Annotated in this window: 21 protein-coding genes; 9 read left to right on the top strand and 12 right to left on the bottom strand. The window is 69.3% G+C overall.

What is annotated here, in order from left to right:
* Positions 1–11 precede the first annotated feature (11 nt).
* Positions 12–653: a neutral zinc metallopeptidase gene (locus tag ABGB01_RS09790; protein WP_347772495.1), complete on the top strand. Its 642-nt coding sequence runs from the start codon at positions 12–14 to the stop codon at positions 651–653.
* A 21-nt stretch (positions 654–674) separates the two neighbouring features.
* Here ABGB01_RS09790 and ABGB01_RS09785 read toward each other — a convergent pair whose 3' ends face one another.
* The 4 genes from ABGB01_RS09785 to ABGB01_RS09770 are packed head-to-tail and all read right to left on the bottom strand — an operon-like array spanning position 675 to position 5106.
* Positions 675–1877 (bottom strand): ROK family transcriptional regulator, encoded by a 1203-nt coding sequence (locus ABGB01_RS09785; protein WP_347618083.1) that lies wholly within the window; start codon positions 1875–1877, stop codon positions 675–677.
* Positions 1878–1912: 35 nt separating this feature from the next.
* Positions 1913–3175, bottom strand: coding sequence for an ABC transporter permease (locus ABGB01_RS09780; RefSeq protein WP_347772493.1), 1263 nt, complete (start codon positions 3173–3175; stop codon positions 1913–1915).
* Complete coding sequence (locus ABGB01_RS09775; protein WP_347772491.1) at positions 3172–3936, bottom strand: ATP-binding cassette domain-containing protein; 765 nt, start codon at positions 3934–3936, stop codon at positions 3172–3174. The genes ABGB01_RS09780 and ABGB01_RS09775 overlap by 4 nt, the downstream gene beginning before the upstream one ends.
* A 57-nt stretch (positions 3937–3993) precedes the next feature.
* A complete protein-coding gene (locus ABGB01_RS09770; RefSeq protein ID WP_347618080.1) occupies positions 3994–5106 on the bottom strand; it encodes a substrate-binding domain-containing protein in 1113 nt (370 codons plus the stop codon).
* A gap of 204 nt (positions 5107–5310) precedes the next feature.
* Here ABGB01_RS09770 and ABGB01_RS09765 point away from each other — a divergent pair, with 204 nt between their 5' ends.
* Complete coding sequence (locus ABGB01_RS09765) at positions 5311–5832, top strand: ATP-binding protein (protein ID WP_347772489.1); 522 nt, start codon at positions 5311–5313, stop codon at positions 5830–5832.
* A gap of 19 nt (positions 5833–5851) precedes the next feature.
* Here ABGB01_RS09765 and ABGB01_RS09760 read toward each other — a convergent pair whose 3' ends face one another.
* Positions 5852–5974 carry a hypothetical protein gene (locus tag ABGB01_RS09760; RefSeq protein WP_347772487.1) on the bottom strand — a complete coding sequence of 41 codons (123 nt, stop codon included), beginning with the start codon at positions 5972–5974 and terminating at the stop codon, positions 5852–5854.
* On the opposite strand from ABGB01_RS09760, the gene ABGB01_RS09755 reads away from it, so the two are divergent.
* Positions 5973–6518 (top strand): GrpB family protein, encoded by a 546-nt coding sequence (locus ABGB01_RS09755; RefSeq protein WP_347772485.1) that lies wholly within the window; start codon positions 5973–5975, stop codon positions 6516–6518. The two genes, ABGB01_RS09760 and ABGB01_RS09755, sit on opposite strands and share 2 nt — an antisense overlap.
* A 71-nt stretch (positions 6519–6589) precedes the next feature.
* Here the strand turns inward: ABGB01_RS09755 and ABGB01_RS09750 are convergent, their stop codons facing one another.
* Positions 6590–7252, bottom strand: coding sequence for a sulfite exporter TauE/SafE family protein (locus ABGB01_RS09750; RefSeq protein WP_347772483.1), 663 nt, complete (start codon positions 7250–7252; stop codon positions 6590–6592).
* A gap of 265 nt (positions 7253–7517) precedes the next feature.
* On the opposite strand from ABGB01_RS09750, the gene ABGB01_RS09745 reads away from it, so the two are divergent.
* The 3 genes from ABGB01_RS09745 to ABGB01_RS09735 all read left to right on the top strand — a co-directional run bounded on the left by ABGB01_RS09745 (position 7518) and on the right by ABGB01_RS09735 (position 8918).
* Entirely contained in the window at positions 7518–7748 is a 231-nt protein-coding gene (locus ABGB01_RS09745) for a hypothetical protein (protein ID WP_347772481.1), read from the top strand.
* Positions 7729–8061: a type II toxin-antitoxin system PemK/MazF family toxin gene (locus ABGB01_RS09740; RefSeq protein ID WP_132631742.1), complete on the top strand. Its 333-nt coding sequence runs from the start codon at positions 7729–7731 to the stop codon at positions 8059–8061. The genes ABGB01_RS09745 and ABGB01_RS09740 overlap by 20 nt, the downstream gene beginning before the upstream one ends.
* A gap of 98 nt (positions 8062–8159) precedes the next feature.
* Entirely contained in the window at positions 8160–8918 is a 759-nt protein-coding gene (locus tag ABGB01_RS09735) for a neutral zinc metallopeptidase (protein WP_347772479.1), read from the top strand.
* Positions 8919–9243: 325 nt separating this feature from the next.
* Here ABGB01_RS09735 and acnA read toward each other — a convergent pair whose 3' ends face one another.
* Positions 9244–11985 (bottom strand): aconitate hydratase AcnA, encoded by a 2742-nt coding sequence (gene acnA, locus ABGB01_RS09730; RefSeq protein ID WP_347772477.1) that lies wholly within the window; start codon positions 11983–11985, stop codon positions 9244–9246.
* Between the two features lie 320 nt (positions 11986–12305).
* Positions 12306–13034, bottom strand: coding sequence for a metal-dependent hydrolase (locus ABGB01_RS09725; RefSeq protein WP_347772475.1), 729 nt, complete (start codon positions 13032–13034; stop codon positions 12306–12308).
* Between the two features lie 310 nt (positions 13035–13344).
* On the opposite strand from ABGB01_RS09725, the gene ABGB01_RS09720 reads away from it, so the two are divergent.
* From ABGB01_RS09720 to ABGB01_RS09710, 3 genes are all read left to right on the top strand, one after another.
* Positions 13345–14070 carry a PadR family transcriptional regulator gene (locus tag ABGB01_RS09720; RefSeq protein ID WP_347772473.1) on the top strand — a complete coding sequence of 242 codons (726 nt, stop codon included), beginning with the start codon at positions 13345–13347 and terminating at the stop codon, positions 14068–14070.
* A 56-nt stretch (positions 14071–14126) separates the two neighbouring features.
* Positions 14127–14603 (top strand): DUF1707 domain-containing protein, encoded by a 477-nt coding sequence (locus ABGB01_RS09715; protein ID WP_347772472.1) that lies wholly within the window; start codon positions 14127–14129, stop codon positions 14601–14603.
* Positions 14604–14814: 211 nt separating this feature from the next.
* Complete coding sequence (locus tag ABGB01_RS09710; RefSeq protein ID WP_347772471.1) at positions 14815–15756, top strand: NAD(P)-dependent oxidoreductase; 942 nt, start codon at positions 14815–14817, stop codon at positions 15754–15756.
* 30 nt (positions 15757–15786) lie between these two features.
* Here the strand turns inward: ABGB01_RS09710 and ABGB01_RS09705 are convergent, their stop codons facing one another.
* From ABGB01_RS09705 to ABGB01_RS09690, 4 genes are read right to left on the bottom strand one after another with little or no spacing between them, the layout of a single operon-like run.
* A complete protein-coding gene (locus ABGB01_RS09705; protein ID WP_347772470.1) occupies positions 15787–16665 on the bottom strand; it encodes an ATP-binding cassette domain-containing protein in 879 nt (292 codons plus the stop codon).
* Complete coding sequence (locus tag ABGB01_RS09700; RefSeq protein WP_347772468.1) at positions 16665–17606, bottom strand: ABC transporter ATP-binding protein; 942 nt, start codon at positions 17604–17606, stop codon at positions 16665–16667. Before ABGB01_RS09700 ends, ABGB01_RS09705 begins: the two co-directional genes overlap by 1 nt.
* A complete protein-coding gene (locus tag ABGB01_RS09695; RefSeq protein ID WP_347772466.1) occupies positions 17603–18487 on the bottom strand; it encodes an ABC transporter permease in 885 nt (294 codons plus the stop codon). Before ABGB01_RS09695 ends, ABGB01_RS09700 begins: the two co-directional genes overlap by 4 nt.
* Positions 18484–19479, bottom strand: coding sequence for an ABC transporter permease (locus tag ABGB01_RS09690; RefSeq protein ID WP_347618065.1), 996 nt, complete (start codon positions 19477–19479; stop codon positions 18484–18486). Before ABGB01_RS09690 ends, ABGB01_RS09695 begins: the two co-directional genes overlap by 4 nt.
* Between the last annotated feature and the right edge of the window lie 50 nt (positions 19480–19529).

Raw genomic sequence — 19529 nt, 5'->3', positions numbered from 1 at the left:
TCTCCGGCCAGATGAGCAAAATGGTCATGCCGCTGGAGTGCGACGTCCCGGCGATCCGGCCGGGCAGCGTGGCCTCGCTCAGGTCGTTCCACCGCGCCATGGCCGACTGCGCCGACCGGTTCTGGGCCGTCACCTTCGCCGTGGCCGGCCTGGCCTACACCTCGCCCACGGTCACGATCACGACGGGAACCGACTCGGTGTGCGGCAAGATCACCGGTAACGGCGCGCAGTACTGCCCCGAGCAGCGGACGATCGCCGTCCGGATCATGCGGCACGAGCTGCGTGACCCGTTCAGGATGAACATCGCCCACTCCATCGCCCACGAGTGGGGACACCACGTGCAGCAGCTCACCGGCGTGCTCGGCGCGCACGAAGCGCTCTACGAGCCGGCCTCGGCGCGTGCGCGGACCCTGCTGAGCCACCGGGTGGAGATGCAGGCCGAGTGTTACGCGGGCGTCTTCTACAGCGCCGCGCTGGACTCGATCGACCCCGGCATCGAGTGGAAGACGTGGACCGAGGCGGTGAGCGGAGCGGACGAGAGCGAGACCCACGGCAAACCAGGCAACCTGGCGCTCTGGCAGGACCGCGGCTTCCGCGGCGGGGCGACCGGCTTCTGCGACACCTGGACGGCGGGCGACTCCCAGGTCACCTGACCCTTCGGCCCGCGGCGGTCCTCAGGCGTTGGCGCGGGCCAGCACCTCCAGCGGGTCGGACAGGACGTGGGCGAAGGCGAGCTCGGCCGCCCCCACCAGGGTGGCGGCGTCGCCCAGAGCCGACGTGCGCAGCCGCAGCCGATCACGTTGCGGCGCCATCGCGTGCAGCGTGAGCTGCGTGCGCACCTGCGCCGCCGAGCCCAGATAGATCTCCCGCAACATCCCGCCGAAGATCACCATTTCCGGGTTGAAGATGTTCACCAGGTTCGCGACGCCGAGCCCGAGCCATTCGCCGACCCGTTTCAGGCCCTCCTGCGCCCCGATGTCGCCCCGGTCGGCGGCGTCCACCACGGCCCTGACCGCGTCCCTGCCCTGCTGCGCGCCGAACCGGCCGGCCGACTCCAGCAGCGCCCGCTCTCCCACCTCCGCCTCCAGGCAGCCGCTGGAGCCGCAGCCGCAGGCGCGGCCGCCCGGGTTGACGACCATGTGGCCGACCTCCCCGCCATAGCCGTCGTGGCCGCCCAGCAGGTGGCCGCCCGCGATGATCCCGCCGCCGATGCCGACGTCGCCGTGCAGGTAGATGAGGTCCTTGACGGCCACGCCGACCCCGCGGCTGTGCTCGGCCAGGGCGGCCAGGTTGGCGTCGTTGCCCACGCTGACGGGCAACCCCAGACCCAGCCTGCGGCCCAGCTCCTCGCCGAACGGCACCTCCCCGTCCATGAGGTTGGGGCCGAACGTGACCACGCCGTCGGCCTTGCGCACGCCGCCGGACACGGCCGCCGCCGCGCCGACGCACACGGTGTCGGCCCTGGTCTTGCGCCGCATCTGCCGGGCGAACCCGGACAACGTCGCGGCCAGCTCGTCCAGCTTGAACCGGCCGCGGTCGCGCGGAACCTCCCTGCGGTCGAGGATCACCCCGCCCAACCCGACGCGGGCCGCCGCGAGCCGGTCGGGGCCCACGTCGAAGGCGAACACGTAGACCCGCGCCGACTCGGGCCGCACCACGAGCGAGGGCCGCCCGGCACGGCCCGTCTCGCGCGGCAGCTCCTCGCGGACCAGCCCGGCGGCGGTGAGGTCGGAGGTGAGAGCCATGATGGTGCTCCGGTTGAGCCCCATCCTCGAGGTGAGTTCGGCGCGCGAGATCGGCCCGCCCAGATGAACATGCCGGAGCAGCGCGCCGAGATTGTGGCGTCTGATGTCCTCTTGAGAGGGTCCGGCACGCATGGTCTGGGGTTCCTTCAGGGGCTGCGAGTCGCTGATCACCTTAAACCAGCGGCGGCCGCCCGCTTGCGCGCCATGGCGTCGACACCCGCGGCGAGCAGCAGGACGGACCCGGTGACCAGGTATTTCACACTGGCTCCATACCCCATCAGGCCCATGCCGTTCTCGATCACGGCCACCACGGCGCCGCCCATCACGGCGTCCAGCACCCTGCCCTTGCCTCCGAACAGGCTCGTGCCGCCGATGACGGCCGCGCCGACGGCGTACAGCAGGACGGAGCTGCCACCCGTGTTCGGGTCGACGGAGCTGGCCCTGGACGCGGCCACGATCCCGCCGATCGCCGCCATCGAGGAGCAGATCACGAAGGCACTGATCTTGAGCCGGTCGACCGGGATGCCCGCTCTCCTCGCGGCCTCGGCGTTGCCGCCGACCGCGTACAGGTGCCGGCCGAACGCGGTGCGGCGCAACACCACGGTCCAGACGACCAGCAGCACCAGGATGAGCGGCACCACGATCGGCACGCCCGTGAGCGAGACGAGCTCGGGGTTGCGGCTGCGCTCCAGGTTGAGCGCGAAGACCGCGAGCCCGGCGAACAGCGCCAGCATGCCCACACGGAACGCGATCAACGACATCGGGTCGGCGGTCAGGCCGCGCTTGGCGCGGGTTCTGGCCCGCCTGAGCTGCACGCCCGCGAAGACCGCCACGCAGAACGCGTAGAGCGCCCAGCCCAGCCACGGCGGCAGGTTCCTGTTCGCGATGGCGACGATCACGCTGTCCCTGATGGAGATGTTCGTGCCCTCGTCGACCAGCACCAGGACCAGGCCCTGGAAGGCGAGGAACGCCGCCAGCGTCACCACGAACGACGGTATGCCCACCTTGGCGACCAGGGTGCCGAGCACCGTGCCGATGAGCACGCCGGTGACGATGGCGGCCGCCGCGCACACGTACCAGGGCAGGCCCGCGCTGGTCAGCGTGACGGCGAGCACCGCCGCGCACACACCGCTGGCGAAACCGGCCGACAGGTCGATCTCACCGAGCAGCAGCACGAACACCAGCCCCATCGCGATCAGCGTGATCGCGGCGCCCTGGGTGAACAGGTTGGCGAAGTTGATCGCGGTGACGAACGAGGGCCGCGCGACCGCGAAGACCGCGCAGAGCACCACCAGGCCGAGCACGGCCGGCAGCGCGCCCATGTCGCCGCCGCGCACCCGCTGGACGTAGGCGAGGAAACTGTTGCCGATCGACGGTGCCTGCGACGCCGCGACGATCGCCTCGCCGGGTAGTTCCTTGACCTTGTTCATGGCGTGACCCCGTTCTTGAGGCCGAGATCGCCGCTGCGGCCGGAGGTGATCAGTTCGACGACCTGCGCGTGCGTCACGTCGGCGGTCTTGACCTGGGCGGCCGTCCTGCCGAGGTAGAGCGCCGCGATCCGGTCGGAGACGGCGAACACGTCGTTCATGTTGTGCGAGATGAGCACGACGGCCAGCCCGGTGTCGGCCAGCCTGCGCACCAGTTCGAGCACCTGCGCGGTCTGGGCCACGCCCAGCGCCGCGGTCGGCTCGTCGAGGATGACGACCTTGCTGTTCCACAACACGGCCTTGGCGATGGCCACGGTCTGCCGCTGCCCGCCGGACAGGCTGGAGACCTGCTGCCTGATGGACTTCACCGTGCGCACGGACAGGCTGCTGAGGGTGCGCTCGGCCAGCTCCTCCATGCTGTCCTCGTCGAGCAGGGGGCCGCGCCTGCGCTCCCTGCCGAGGAACATGTTCTGGACGATGTCGAGGTTGTCGCACAGGGCGAGGTCCTGGTAAACGATCTCGATGCCCAGCTCGCCCGCGTCGCGCGGGCTGTGGACCTGGACCGGGCGGCCATCGAAGTGGATCTCGCCGTCGTCGATCGGGTAGATGCCGCCGACGCACTTGACGAGCGTCGACTTGCCGGCGCCGTTGTCGCCCACCAGCGCCGTGACCTCGCCGGCGTACGCCGAGAGCTCGACCTTGTGCAGGACCTTCACCGGGCCGAAGCTCTTGTCTATCCCGCGCACTTCAAGGAGGGGGGTCATGGGGCTCCCTAAGGGAGGGTACGGCCGCGCTCGTGGCGCGGGCCGTACCCCTCGTTCCTATTCGATTCCTGCCTCGGTGCACTTCTCGGCGAAGTCACCCGTGCACAGCTCCTCCTTGGTCACGAAGCCGTCGGCCACCACGTCCTTGACGTTGTCGAAGTAGATGGCCTGCGGCTCCATGAGCTCGGCGGGCACGTCCTGGCCGCTCTCCGGGTCCTTGACGCTGCTGCTCGCCGTGGGCTTCTCGCCCTTGGCCAGCGCCACCGCGAGCTTGGCCGCGGCGTCGGCCTCCTTCTTGACGGCCTTGTAGACGGTCATGCACTGGTCGCCGGCGAGGATGTTCTGCAGGCCCTGGACGGTGGCGTCCTGGCCGGTGACCGGCACCTTGCCGTTGAGGTTGTTCTTCTTCAGCACGGTGATGGCGGCGTTGCCGAGGCCGTCGTTGGCGGCCAGCACTCCGGCGATCTTCGGCTGCTGGGTCAGCATCTGCTCGAAGATCGTCCCGGCCTGGGTGTTGTCCCAGTCGGGCACCGACTGCTCCGGTCCCTTGACGTACTCGCCGGCGTCGAACTTGGGCTTGAGCACCCCGTCGTACCCGGCCTTGAACAGGGTGGCGTTGTTGTCCGTCGGCGAGCCGTTGAGGTAGGCGACGATCGGCTTGTCCGCCTTCTTGTCGGTCAGGCACTTGGCCAGGCCCTCGCCCTGGAGCTGGCCCACCTTGGTGTTGTCGAAGCTGACGTAGTACGCGGCGCCGCCGCCGAGCGTCAGCCGGTCGTAGTCGATGGTGGCCACGCCCTGCGACCTGGCCTTGTCGATGACCGTCTTGCCGGTGCCGCTGTCCAGATTGACGATCATCAAGACGGTGGCGCCGTTGGTGATCATCTGGTCGGCGATGGTCTGGAACGCCGTCTTGTCGTTCTGGGCGTTCTGGATGTCGTACTGGACGCCGGCGGCTTTGAACGCCTCTTCGAGGTACTTGCGGTCCGCCGTCTCCCACCGGGCCGAGGACTTGCTGTCCGGCAGGATGACGCCGATCTTGCCCGCGGGCGCCGCTGAGGCGGTGGCGGAGGCCGTCGTCGACGTGGTCTGACCGCTTTCGCCCCCGCAGGCGGTGAGACCGAGAGCGAGCGCGGCTGCCGCGGCGGTCAGACTGAGGATCCCCTTGCGCATGGTGCAGGGTCCTTTCTTCCGGAGGGGCCCGGATGAATGTTGTTTGCGGCAACGTATTCCGGGATCGCCTGCTTTGGAAGACCCAGTGGCGCGGTAGTTTGTTGTTTCTAGTAACAATCAGGAAACACGGCGCCCACGCCAGGCGCCGCACGGCACCGTGAGACCTGGGCGGCCGTGGTCGCGCCGCCGCGCTAGCGTGGGCTCATGATCGTATGGATCAACGGCACCCACGGCGCGGGCAAGACGACCACCAGCGCACTCGTACAGTCGCTGCTCCCCGGCTCGCGGGTGTTCGACGCCGAGAAGGTCGGCGCGACCCTCATGGACATCACGCCGGGGCTGCCCGCGACGGACAACTTCCAGCACTGGCCGCCGTGGCGGCCGCTCGTCGTCGAGACCGCCCGCCACGTGCTCGGCTACGTCGGCGGCACCCTGGTGATCCCCATGACCGTCCTGGTCGAGCAGTACTGGCGCGAGATCAGCGCAGGCCTCGCCCACCATGCCATTCCCGTACGGCACTTCGTCCTCCACGCCGACCAGGACACCCTGCGCCAGCGCATCGAGGGAGACACCGTTCTCGGCCCCTCCACCTTCCGCCTCCAACACCTCGAGCCCTACGCCGAGGCTGCCCGCACGTGGCTGCATCGCGAGGCCGAGGTCGTCGACACCACGCATCTCACGCCCGCCCTGGCCGCCTCGCGGGTCGCCGAAGCCGTCAAGGGCTGAGGCCCGCCCGCTCGGCCGGTCACCGGGGCGGGCGGCGGAGGCGTACGAGCTCGGCCCTGCCGCGCGAGACCGCGGCCGGGCGGAGCCGGCCGTCGGCGGAGCCGGCGTCGCGCCGGGTGGAGTGCGGCGACAATGAGGGCATGGGAGATCCGGTCGAGATCGTCGACCACGACCCGGGCTGGGCCGCGGCCTTCGCCGCGCTCGGCCGGACGATGCGCGCCGCGCTCGGCTCCGTCGCGGTGCGGATCGACCACATCGGGTCGACGTCGGTGCCCGGCCTGGCCGCCAAGCCCGTGCTCGACGTGCAGCTCGCGGTGCCCTCGTTCGAACCGCTGGAGGCGTACAAGGGCCCGCTGGAGCGGATCGGGCTGGTCCACCGGGCGGGCAATCCGGAGCTGACCAAACGTTACTTCCGCGAGACGCCAGGACATCGCAGGACCCACGTGCACGTACGCGAGCTCGGCACATTCTCCCAGCAGCTGCCGCTGCTGTTCCGTGACTACCTGCGTGCGCACCCCGCCGCCGCGGCCGAGTTCGCGCAGGCGAAACGGCGGTGCGCCGGCCGGTTCCGCGACGCGCGGCAGGAGTACGTCGCGGCCAAGGAGCCGTACGTGTGGGACATCGTGCGCCGCGCCGACGCCTGGGCCCAGCGCACCGGCTGGCGCCCGGGCCCGAGCGACGCGTAACCGCCGGCCGGGGCGCCCAGGCACACGAGCGGCACCCTGGCCGCCCGGCCCACGGCCGTCCGGCGAGCCGGTCAGGGCAGGCCGATGACGACGTTCTGGGCGATCAGGCTCAGCGCCGAGGCGGTCGCCACCACGAGCACCGCCATCCGGGCCCTGCCGCCGTCGAGGTAGCGCCGCAGCGGCCCCGACGCCAGGAACCCGAGGGCCATGGGCACGACCAGCGTCGCCCCCGCCGCCACCGCCTGCACGGGCAGTTCGCCCACCAATGCCAGGATCCCCAGCGACTGCAGCGCGCTCAGACAGAAGAACATCGCGAGCGTCGCCCTGATCTGCGGGCCCTCCGCGCTCTGGTACACCAGCGCGACGGGCGGCCCGCCGATGCCCGTCGCAGTGCCGGTGATGCCGGAGACGAAACCGGCGGAGGCGAGCGTCACGCCGGTGCGCGGCACGCTCATCGCCCTGGCGGTCAGGAGCACGGCGATCACCACCATGACCGCCACGAAGACGCTCCTGGCGTATATGGATGTGTAGACAACGATGAGTGCACCGATGACACTCCCCGGCAGCCTGCCCAGCAGCGCGAACCCCACTCCGCGCCACTCCACCCGCCGCCATTCCGAGGCCAGCGTGAACAGCGGCATCGCGAGGTTGACCATCTGGACGGCGCCCGGCATCAGGCCGGGCTCGATCATCGTCAGCACGGGAACGGCCACCAGCCCCAGCCCGAAACCCACCCCCCCCCTGCACGATCGCGCCCGCGAAAACCGCAAGTCCACCCACGATGAGCAGCAATGCCGCATCAGTCATGCAGGAGAGTCAACCATCTTTACTCTCTGTTGCCATTCCTGCGCCAAGGGTGACCGTCTCGTGTATTCTTTTCCACGACGCAGACGTAGCCTCTGGAGTATGAGCATGAAGTCTAAAGCCGCGACGACGATACGCGTCAGCGTCACAACCCGAGACCGCCTAGCCCGAATCGCCCGCCAGGAGGGTCGAACCATGACCGAGGTGCTGCACAACGCCATCGCCGACTACGAGCAGAAGCAGTTCTGGCAGACCGTGAACGAGCAGGTCGAGCAGACGCAGCGCGAAGACCCGGAAGGCTGGGCCGACTACCTGACCGAACGCGAACAGGTGCTCGGTCCACGCCCCCGCTCCCGCCGGATCGCGCCCGAATGGGACGGTCTACTCACATTTCCCGAGGAGAAAGATGAAACTGACGCAAGGTGATATCTGGTTCACTAGGTTCAGCAGTCCGACCGGTCGCGAGCAGGGTTTCGACCGTCCCTCTCTGATCGTCAGCAACGACAACCTCAACCAGTCGAGGCTCGGGCTCGTCTTTGCCGTGCCTCTGACCACCCGGGAGCGCGGATATCTCACCCATGTCCGGATAGGCCGTGACGGGACCGGGTTGGCCAAGACAAGCTGGGCGATGATCGAGCAGATCCGCGCCATCTCGCCGGACAGGTTCGACTTCTTCGTCGGCACCGCCCCCGAGGAGGTCGTCGAGGAAGCGGTCACCGTGCTCAAACGCATGCTCTAGGAGATTCGCCGCCCGGCGAAAAAGAGCTTCGCCGGGTGGCTCTCTTATCGTGCCACACTTTGCTGATCAATAAGCTGGCGATCGTGCGATCCCTCCCGATGACGCGTGTCCTGACTCTCGCCGCGGTTCTGGCGTCCATCTGCCTGACCGCCCCGCCCGCGCAGGCGGCGCCCGTACGCAGCCCGTTCCCCAAGAAGGCGGGCAAGCTGGCCGCGACCTCATGCCCCGAGACCCCGATCGTCTCCGGCGGCGTTCCGCGCACCCGGGAGTACCTCCAGACGGTCGTGAAATGTCTGGACAAGTCGTGGGGTGCGTACGTTGAGCGGGCAGGGCGTACGTTCCGCAAGCCCGTCGTCCGCTACTTCGAGGAGCCGGCGAGCACCGTGTGCGGGATGCGCTGGCCCGCGTACGCCGACGCCTTCTACTGCACCGAGCGCGCCACCGTGATCTTCCCGCTGACCGGCCGGTGGATCGAGAACAGGACCGACCTCTTCCCGATCAAGGTGGCCGCCCACGAGTACGGTCACCACCTGCAGAGCCTGCTGGGCATCCGCCGCTCCTACGAGGCAAGGGCACGCGCCGACCGCACCCACGCGGACCGGTTGAAGCGCCGCTACGAACTCCAGGCCGACTGCCTGTCCGGAGTCTTCCTGGGCAGCGTCTGGCGTTCCCTGGCCCGCTCCGAACGCGACTGGGCGGCGCTGCTCGACGCGACCCGGGCGAGCGGCGACGACGATGACGGCCACCGCACCCACGGCAAGGGGTCCAGCCGGGCCTACTGGCTCAAACGCGGCTACGGCGCCGTCTCCCCCGCTGCCTGCGACACCTGGTCGGCACCCGCCGCCAGAGTCGCCTGACCGCAAAGCCTCTCGACCTGACCGGTGACCCGCCCAGTGAGCTGACCGGTGACCTGACCGGTGAGATGGCGGCGGGTGGGTCGCGGGCCTGCGACGCAGACCTGAGCGACCGGCCGCCGGCTCGTGACAAGCGTGATCCGTGATCCGTGGCGGAGGGCCGCCCGGGGAGCGAGGAGCCGCCCGGCGGAGGGTGTTCCGCCGGGCGGCTCTCAGTGTGTCGGGTGGTTCCCCCGAAACGAGCGCGTGAGGATCGCGCCCAACCCCGGCGACGAGCCGGGCTCCGTCGCTCCCGGTCGGCTCTTGACCGGCCGGGAGCTCGGGAAGTTCACTTGGCGAGCAACGACCGCAGAACGTACTGCATGATGCCGCCGTGCCGGTAGTAGTCGGCCTCGCCGGGCGTGTCGATGCGCACCACCGCGTCGAACTCGACGTCGCCCGCCCTGACGTGCACCGTCTGCGGGATGCCGCCCTTGTTGAGCTCTTCGACGCCTGTGATGTCGAACGTCTCCTCGCCCGTCAGGCCGAGGGCCTCCGCCGAGGCGCCCTGCGGGAACTGCAGCGGGAGCACGCCCATGCCGATCAGGTTGGAGCGGTGGATACGCTCGTACGACTCGGCGATGACCGCGCGGACGCCCAGCAGCGCCGTGCCCTTGGCCGCCCAGTCGCGCGAGGACCCGGAGCCGTACTCCTTGCCCGCCAGCACCACCAGCGGCGTGCCCGCGGCGGCGTAGTTGACCGAGGCGTCGTAGATGAACGACACCGGGCCATCGGACTGGGTGAAGTCGCGGGTGTAGCCGCCCTCGGTGCCGGGGGCGATCTGGTTGCGCAGCCGGATGTTGGCGAACGTGCCCCTGATCATCACCTCGTGGTTGCCACGACGCGAGCCGTAGGAGTTGAAGTCCTTCACCTCCACCCCGTTGGCCTTCAGGTATTGGGCGGCCGGGGTGCCCACCTTGATCGAGCCGGCGGGCGAGATGTGGTCGGTGGTGACCGAGTCGCCGACCTTGACCAGCACGCGGGCGCCGGTGATGTCGGTCACCGGCTCCGGCTTCTCCGGCATGCCGTCGAAGTAGGGGGCCTTGCGGACGTAGGTCGAGTCGGGGTCCCACTCGAAGGTGTCGCCGGTCGGGATCGGCAGCGAGCGCCAGTGGTCGTCGCCCTTGAAGACGTCGGCGTAGTCGCGCTCGAACATGTCGCGCCCGATCGAGGAGTTGACCACGGCCGCGATCTCCTCCGGCGCGGGCCAGATGTCGCGCAGGTAGACCGGCTCGCCGTCGCTGCCGACGCCGAGCGGCTCGGTGTCGAGGTCGAGGTCCATGGTGCCGGCCAGCGCGTACGCGACCACCAGCGGCGGCGAGGCCAGGTAGTTCATCTTGACGTCGGGGTTGATCCGGCCCTCGAAGTTGCGGTTGCCCGACAGCACGGCGGTGACGGCCAGGTCGTTGGCCTGGACGGCCTCGGAGATCTCCGGCAGGAGCGGCCCCGAGTTGCCGATGCAGGTGGTGCAGCCGTAGCCGACGAGGTTGAAGCCGATCTTGTCGAGGTACGGCTGGAGCCCGGAGCGCTCGAAGTAGCCGGTGACGACCTGCGACCCGGGGGCCAGCGAGGTCTTGACCCACGGCTTGCGGGTCAGGCCCTTCTCCACGGCGTTGCGGGCCAGCAGCGCCGCGCCGAGCATGACGTACGGGTTGGAGGTGTTGGTGCACGAGGTGATCGCGGCGATCGAGACGATGCCGTGGTCGATCTCGAACGAGGTGCCGTCGGCCAGCGTGACGGGAACCGGCTTGTGCGGCCGCCCGCCGTCGGCCGTGGAGTTGGAGGCGGGCGAGTCGGAGGCCGGGAAGGACTCCTTGGACGCCTCGTCGACGCCGTCCTCCACGTAGTTCTCGACGTCGTGACGCCAGGTCTGCTTGGCGGCCGACAGGGCGATGCGGTCCTGCGGGCGCTTGGGGCCGGCGATGGACGGCACGACCGTGGCGAGGTCGAGCTCGATGTATTCGGAGAACTCCGGCTCGGGCGCGGCCGGGTCGAGCCAGAGGCCCTGGACCTTGGCGTACGCCTCGACGAGGGCGATCTGCTCCTCGGAGCGCCCGGTCAGGCGGAGGTAGTCGATCGTCTGGCCGTCGATCGGGAAGATCGCGCAGGTGGAGCCGAACTCGGGGCTCATGTTGCCGATCGTGGCCCGGTCGGCCAGCGGCACGGACGCGACACCCTCGCCGTAGAACTCGACGAACTTGCCGACCACGCCGTGCTTGCGCAACATCTCGGTGATCGTCAGGACCAGGTCGGTGGCCGTGGCCCCGGCGGGCAGCTTCCCGTTGAGCTTGAAGCCGACCACGCGCGGGATGAGCATGGAGATCGGCTGGCCGAGCATCGCGGCCTCGGCCTCGATGCCGCCGACGCCCCAGCCGAGCACGCCGATGCCGTTCTCCATCGTGGTGTGGGAGTCGGTGCCGACGCAGGTGTCGGGGTAGGCCCTGTTGATGTCGCCGTCGGAGCGGGTCATGACCACGCGGGCCAGGTGCTCGATGTTGACCTGGTGGACGATGCCGGTGCCGGGCGGCACCACCTTGAACTCGTCGAAGGCGGTCTGGCCCCAGCGCAGGAACTGGTAGCGCTCGTGGTTGCGCTCGTATTCGCGCTCCACGTTGCGCTGGAAGGCGTCGGGGTGGCCGAAGTAGTCGACGATGACCGAGTGGTCGATGACCATCTCGGCGGGCGCGAGCGGGTTGATCCTGGCCGGGTCGCCGCCGAGGTCGCGCACGGCCTCGCGCATCGTGGCCAGGTCGACCACGCAGGGCACGCCCGTGAAGTCCTGCATGATGACGCGCGCGGGCGTGAACTGGATCTCCACGCTCGGCGCCGCCTTCGGATCCCATCCTCCGAGCGCCCGGATGTGGTCGGCGGTGATGTTGGCGCCGTCCTCGGTGCGGAGGAGGTTTTCCAGCAGGATCTTCAGGCTGTACGGGAGGCGCGCGGCGCCTTCGACGGCGTCCAGCCGGAAGATCTCATATGACGCGTCGCCGACGCGTAGCGTGTCACGGCTGCCGAAGCTGTTCGCGGACACGGTGGTTCGCCTCCTCCATCAGACATCTTTCAGGCTTGCGGGTGGCTCCCCGCTCCTCACGCGCTTCGCGGCTCCCGTGGTGCCGGGTCTCCACTCCGCTCGCTGCGTCGGGTTCACTCCTGCTCATGGGTCGCTCACCCTCCTCACTCACTTCGCGGGGTCCCTCCTTCGTCGGGCCCCCACTCCGCGCGCTGCGTCGGGTTCACTCCCCAAATCCTGCCGCACGCGCGAACGAGTAAGCACGTTAGGTGAACCTAATCCGCATCCGCCCAGCAGGTGTCTCGACATCAAGATATCGGGAAAAGTATCTCGACATCAAGTTAAACGGGCACCAGGCGCCAGTACAGCAGCCCGACGATGGCCACGGACAGGATCGGCGCGAGGATCTTCTGCTCGAACTTCCTGCCCGTCTTGATGCCGATCTTCCACGGCAGAACGAACTTCGCCCCCAGCGGCCACAACACGGGGCAGCCGCGCTCGGTCATGCAGTCGCCGACGACGTGGATGAAACTTCCGACCCCCACGGCCAGCCCGAGCCAGGCGTAGCCCACCTCGAGGGAGAGGAAGACGGCGTAGAGCCCGGCGGTCATGCCGATGTTGATCATGATAGACCCGAGTTTGTTCCCCGGGATCCCGACGCCGATGGCGCGCAACGCCAGGCCGATGAGCAGCACGACCATGACGTCGCGCCCGATCGGATAGGTGCTGGCCAGCCAGTGCGCCCCGAACCCGATGGCCACAGCGAAGAGGAGCGAGTGGGTGGCGCCACGGTGGCCGCCGCCGAGCCATGAAACGAGCTTGCTGAGCGCCCACGTGACCGGCCCGAACGTCTGCGCGATCGTCGCGTGAGGATGGTCGAGGTCGGGCAGCATCGCGGCGCCCGCACAGATGATGGCGCCGGCGATCAACTCGGCGGGACTGAGCGCGGTGGCCATGATCCCGGTTTCCACGAACCGGGTGGACTCGTTCACCAGCGGCAGTGCGGCAAGGGGCGGCGCCAGCCCCAGCCAGGCGATGGCCCCGGTCATCGCATGCGTGTGCCCCATCATGATCCGGACTGTACGGCAAAGAGGTTCTTTGCGCGGCGAGGCATGCCGGGCGACCGGGCCGTGCAGGCCGGCGACGTCGCGTGAAGCACCCGCAGACGCAGACGAGGTCGTCTCCGCGGCGACAGCACCCCCCAGCCCTGCCGACGCGGAACGACCTCGTCTGATGTGAACAACGCCCGCCTCCCCCGACCTGTTCCCGGATTCCGCAACTTTTTCGTGATCTGGATCACACCTTTTCGTGACTTGCGAATCGTCATTTCATCGATATATCTTTGACGCATCGAGAACAGATCGCGATATAGGGGGAAAAATGAGTTCAGCACAGGCAGCAGGCGGGCCCTGGCCCGGCGCCCGCGAATACAAACGAGCGGCCCGCGAGGCGTTCAGAGCCATGAGCGACGCGTTCGAGCAGATGGGCGGCCACCACCATCGCGGCGGCCCGCACGAGCACCGCCACCGCGGCAGGAGAGGCGGACCCGGATTCCCGTTCGACTTCGGGCGCGGCCCGTGGGGTGGACCCGGCGGTCCCGGCGGCCCGTGGGGCGGCGGGCACCGCGGCTGGGGCGGCAGGGGCCGCAAGGCCAAGCGGGGCGACGTACGCGCCGCGATCCTGGCCCTGCTCTCCGAGGAGCCGCGCAACGGCTATCAGATCATCCAGGAGATCGCCGAGCGCAGCGAGGGCGGCTGGAAGCCCAGCCCCGGCGCCGTCTATCCGGCGTTGCAGCAGCTCACCGACGAGGGTCTGGTGATCTCGGAGGAGCACGAGGGCCGCAAGGCCTACCGCCTCACCCAGGAAGGCAGCGCGTACGTCGAGACGCACGCCGACGAGGTCAGGGCCCCATGGGACGAGATGCGCCCGGACATCGACGACAACACCGCCGATCTCTGGCATATCGCTCGGCAGTCGGCCTTCGCCATGATGCAGATTCTGCAGACCGGCAGCGACGCACAGATCCGCGAAGCGCGTAAGACTCTAGTGGAGACCCGGCGCAAGCTGTACCAGATCCTGGCCGACGACGAGCCGGGCGAGGAATGACCCCACTGATGGCCGGCGCACGCGATGGCCGGTTCGGAGAGAGCGAGGAGCCGCACATGGACCACAACGATCTCCGCATCGGCGACGCCGAGCGCGAGCAGACGATGGCCGCCCTGCGCGAGCACTTCGCCCAGGGCCGCCTGACCCACGAGGAGCTCGAAGAGCGCCTCGACCGGACGCTGGCCGCAAAGACGGCCCGCGACCTGGCGGGCATCACGGCCGACCTCCCCGGCCCCGGCTACCGCACGCCGGCGCCGCAGCCCGACATGGGCGACTGGCGGGCGGCGATGCACGCGCATCGACAGCAGATGCAGGAGATGCGCCGCGCGCACCGCGACATGCGCCACACCTGGGGCCACCACCACCCGTGGCGGCGGCACCGCGGCCCGCACCCGATCGTGCCCCTGTTGTTCGTGGCCATGATGCTCGGGCTGTTCTTCGGCGGGTTCGGCGTCTTCAAGGCGCTGCTCGTGGTGTGGGTCGCGGCCGTGGTGGTCAGCATGGTGCGCCGCCGGTTCCACCACCGCCGCTGACCGGCCTCCCACCTTCCCGTCCCCGTCCCCGTCCCCGTCCCCGTCCGAGCGGTCACGTGCACAGCCGGCACCGCTCCCCGGCCCGTTGACAAACGGAACACTGATCCTTATCTTTCGGAACAGCGCTCCGTTTCGCGCGGAGCCCGCCGCGGCGTGAGCGTTCCCCCGCGTGTGCGGCGCGACTCAGAAGCATTCGGACGGGAGTTCAAACATGATCTTGGTTACCGGCGGTCTCGGTTTCATCGGCTCTCACACCGTCCAGGCGCTCCTCGACATGGGTGAGGAGTGCGTGCTGCTCCAGCGCCGCAAGGCCGAGGCGCCGGCCTACCTCGCCGGCGCGAAGGTGGCGATGGAGCAGGCCGACATCACCGACCTGCCCGCCCTGCTCGACGTCGGCGAACGCCACAAGGTCACCGGCATCGTGCACCTCGCCGGGTCCATGCCCTGGCCCCCCGACGCCCGCCGGCCCGTCGAAGCAACGCGTAGGGCGATCGGCGGCCTGCTCAACGTCATGCAGGCCGCGCAGGACTGGGGGGTGCAGCGCGTCGGCGTCGCGAGCACGATCGGCGTCTACTCCGGCCTGACCGGCGCGCTCCGCGAGGACATGCCCCTGCCCATGGCATCCTTTCACCTGATCCCGACCTTCAAGAAGATCGGTGAGCTGCTCAACGAGCATCTGGCCGGCGCCACCGGCATCGAGGTCGTCAACTACCGTATCTCGGCCACCTGGGGACCACGTGACCCCCACGGAGCGCTGTTCTTCGCCGCCCCCGAGCTGGTCCATGCCGCCGCCCGCGGGACCGAACCGGACCTGTCGACCCTCGCCGCGCCGCCGTACGCGGAGGACTCGATCGACCTGTGCTACGTGAAGGACGCCGCCCGCGCCATCGCGCTCCTCCAGCTCGCCGACCGGCTCGGCCACCGCACCTACAACGTCGCGTCCGGGCGCGCGACGTCCAACGCCGAGGTCATCGCCGCGATCAGGAAGGTGGTCCCCGACGCCCGGATCGACCTGCCCACCGGCGGAACCGGCGGGCAGACCCACCTCGACATCACCCGGCTCCGGCAGGACACCGGCTACGCGCCCGCCTACGACCCCGAGCGCGCCGCCGCCGACTACATCACCTGGCTGCGCGCAGGCAACGAGCACTGAGCACCGCCCTGCGCCCCTCGGCGTCGTCTCCTAGGGGCAGGCATCCAGCCGGGCGCACGCCACGAAGTGCCCCGGCTCGGTTTCGATCAGGGCGCCGGCGGCCCCGCGCTCGTGGTAGACGCAGGAGTCCACGGGTGTGGCGTCGTCCCAGGCCTGGTTCATACGCGGCACGGCCGACAGCAGCTCGCGCGTGTACGGGTGCAGCGGATCCCCGAAGACGCGGCCGGTCAGCCCCATCTCCACGACGCTCCCTCGGCGCAGCACCACGGTGCGCTCGGCGAGGTAGGTGCCGAGCGACAGGTCGTGGGTGATGTAGAGCACGCCCAGCCCTCTGGCCTTCAGCTCGGCCAGCAGGTTGAGCACGTCGATGCGCGTGGAGGCGTCGAGCATGCTGGTGATCTCGTCGGCGACCAGCAGCTTGATGTCCAGCAGCAGCGCACGGGCGATGAGCAGGCGCTGCAACTGGCCGCCGCTGAGCTGGTGGGGGTATTTGCCGAGCACCTGGCCGGGGTTGAGCCGCACGTCGCGCAGCGCCGCCTCGACGCGCTCCGCCCACTCGGCCCCGGGGACGGCCGGGTAGTACGCCTCCTTGATCATGCTGTAGACGCGGTCGGCCTTGAACACCGGGTTGAACGAGCTGAACGGGTCCTGGAAGATGCCCTGGATGTGGCGGTAGTACTCCTTGCCCGCCCGGACGGGCCGCCCGTCGAAGGTGATCGAACCGCGGGTGACCGGGTTCAGCCCGAGGATCATCCGGCCGATCGTGCTCTTGCCGCTGCCGCTCTCCCCGATCAGCGAGACGACCTCGCCGGGGACGACCTCGAAGCTCACCTCCCGCACGGCCGTGACGCTCTTGCCGCCGAAGGCGCCGATCTTGAATTCCTTGGTGACGTCGTCGAGTCTGAGCATCAGGCCTTCCAGCAAGCGACGTGGTGGTCGGGGGCGAGCTCGGCCACCGGCGGGTCCTGCGCGCACTCGTCCCCCGCGATCGGGCAGCGGGCGCGGAAGCGGCAGCCGGTGGGCGGGTCGAGCAGCGAGGGCGGGCTCCCGGGGATGCCCTCGAGCCGGCGGTCGGCATAGCGCACGCCGACCTCGGGCAGGGAGTCGAGCAGCAGCTTCGTGTAAGGGTGGCGGGGCGCCTTGACGATCACGTCGGCCGGCGCCTTCTCGGCGAGCCTGCCCGCGTACATGACCATGATCGTGTCGGCGATGTGGTGGGTGAGCGCGATGTCGTGCGTGACGAAGATCATGCTCTTGACGTAGCCGCTCTCGCGGAAGCCGAGCAGGGCGCGGGCGACGGCCTTCTGCGTGGAGACGTCGAGCGCCGAGGTGACCTCGTCGGCGATCAGCAGCGACGGGTCGAGCAGCGTGGAGATCACCATCACCATGCGCTGCTTCATGCCGCCCGACAGCTCGATGGGGTAGCGGTCGAGCACCTCGCGGGGCAGGCCGACCTGGTCCATCCGGCGCTCCAGCTCGGCGGTGTCCACCGCCGAGCCCCTGGATCTGAGCAGTTCGGTGACCATCCTGCGCAGTCTGCGGGTCGGGTTGAGCGCGCTCATGGCGTACTGCGGGATGAGGGAGACCTCGCGGAAGCGGAAGTCGTTCATCGCGCGGTCGTCGCCGATCGGCAGCTCCCGGCCGTCGAGCACGACCGTGCCGCCGACGTGGCGCATGCGGCCGTCCATGCGGATGAGGCTCTTGCCCAGGGTGCTCTTGCCGCAGCCGGACTCGCCGACCAGGCCGAGGATCTCGCCGTCGCCGAGCTCGAAGGTCATGCCGTCGAGCGCGCGCACCTCGCCCTTGAGCGTCCTGTAATACACCCGGAGCTCGCTGACCTGCAGACTCATGTCTCCCTCAGTTTCGGGTTGAAGACCTCGTCGAGCCCGACGTTGGCGACGTACAGGGCGCCCACGATCGCCGTGATGCCGGCGCCCGGCGGCACGAACCACCACCACATGCCGAGCTGGAGCGCGCTCCACTGGTTGGCGTTCTGCAACATCAGGCCGAGCGAGACGCCCTCGGTCGGGCCGAGGCCGATGAAGTCGAGCGAGGAGGCGATGAGGATCGCGCCGCCGAACAGCAGGATGAACGTCATGAACAGGTAGGAGCTCATGTTCGGCGCGATCTCCCTGGAGATGATCCGCCAGGTGCCCGATCCGCTCATCCGCGCCAGATCCACGAACTCCCGGGTACGCAGCGAGAACGTCTGCGCCCTGATCGCCCGCGCCGCCCACGGCCACTGCGTCAGCCCGATGAACAGGCCCTGCACCGCCACGCTCCGGATGCCCAGGTAGGCGTTGATGATCAGCAGCACGGCCAGCGTGGGGATGACCAGGATGACGTTGGTGAGCATGTTGAGCACCTCGTCGACCACGCCGCCCCGGTAGCCGGCCACGAATCCCACGAGCATGCCGATGACCGCCGCGATGCCGCCGCCGATGACGCCCACGAGGAAGGTGGCGCGCAGGCCGTGCACGAACTGGAGGAAGATGTCCTGGCCGAAGGTGGTGGTGCCGAGCCAGTGCTCGGCCGACGGCGGGCTCATGGGGCGGGTGCCGTAGTCGTTGGGCGTGCCGCTGACCAGCAACGGCCCTGCCATGCCCAGCACGAGCAGCACGACCACGACGCCGAACCCGGCCATCAGCTTGCCGTTGCGCACGGCGAAGTGCAGCGCCTCGCGCCGCACCCCCTCCCGCTCGCGGGGTTCGGTCTCCTGGAGTGTCGTCATGCCTGCGCACCCGCCATTCCCGCCCTGGTCCGCGGATCGACCACGACATAGACGATGTCGATGATGAAGTTGGCGATCAACACTCCGAGCACGATGAACAGGAACGTGCCCTGGAGCAGGAAGAAGTCCTGGTTCTGGATCGCCTTGAGGATCAGGCTGCCCAGGCCCGGGTAGGCGAAGACGATCTCGGTGACGAGCGCTCCCGCCACGAGCACGCCCAGCTGCAGGGCCAGGCCGGTGATCTGGGGCAGGACGGCGTTGCGGAAGGCGTACCTGCGGATGAGCCGGGCGGGCGCGCCGAGCGCCGACAGGTAGTTGGAGTAGTCGGACTCCAGCTCATAGATGATCATGTTGCGCATGCCGATCGCCCAGCCGCCCAGCGCCACCAGGAACAACGACAGGAACGGCAGCGTCCAGTGGTGCAGCAGGTCCAGCACGAACGTCCACGACCAGTTGGGCCGCATCGAGAAGCTGTAGCCGCCCGCGACGGGGAAGAGGCCGGCGATCACGCCGAGCGCCCAGGCCAGCAGCACCGCCAGCCACATGTACGGCATGGCCGTCAGCACGTAGCCGACGGGCAGCACGGTGTTGTCGAGCAGCTTGCGCCGGGCGGCGTAGGCGCCGAACCGGTTGCCCACCACCCAGCTCAGCAGCACCGACGGGATGATCAGGCCCAGCGTGTACGGCACCGCCCCGTTGATCACGGTGCTGACCGGGGTCGGGAACAACCAGATGCTGATCCCGAAGTCGCCCCGGAACATCGCGCCCCAGAAGTTCACGTACTGCTGCCAGAGCGGCTGGTCGAAGCCGAAGAGGTCGTTGTAGTAGGCCCGCATCGCCTCGACGGCCTCGGGCTGGGCGACGTTCGCCCGCGCCACCATGCTCGCCACCGGATCACCCGGCATGAAGCGCGGGATCAGCCAGTTGACCGTGACGGCGACGAAGAAGGTCAATCCGTAAATGAGCAGTTTCCTGCTGAAGTAGCGACGCACGCGTGTTCTCCGAGAGGGCCCTCCGACCCCGGCGGCCCGAGCCGCGCGGG

The sequence above is a fragment of the Nonomuraea sp. B5E05 genome (assembly GCF_039880665.1).
Taxonomy (GTDB): Bacteria; Actinomycetota; Actinomycetes; order Streptosporangiales; family Streptosporangiaceae; genus Nonomuraea.
This window is presented reverse-complemented; position numbering and strand designations above follow the sequence as displayed.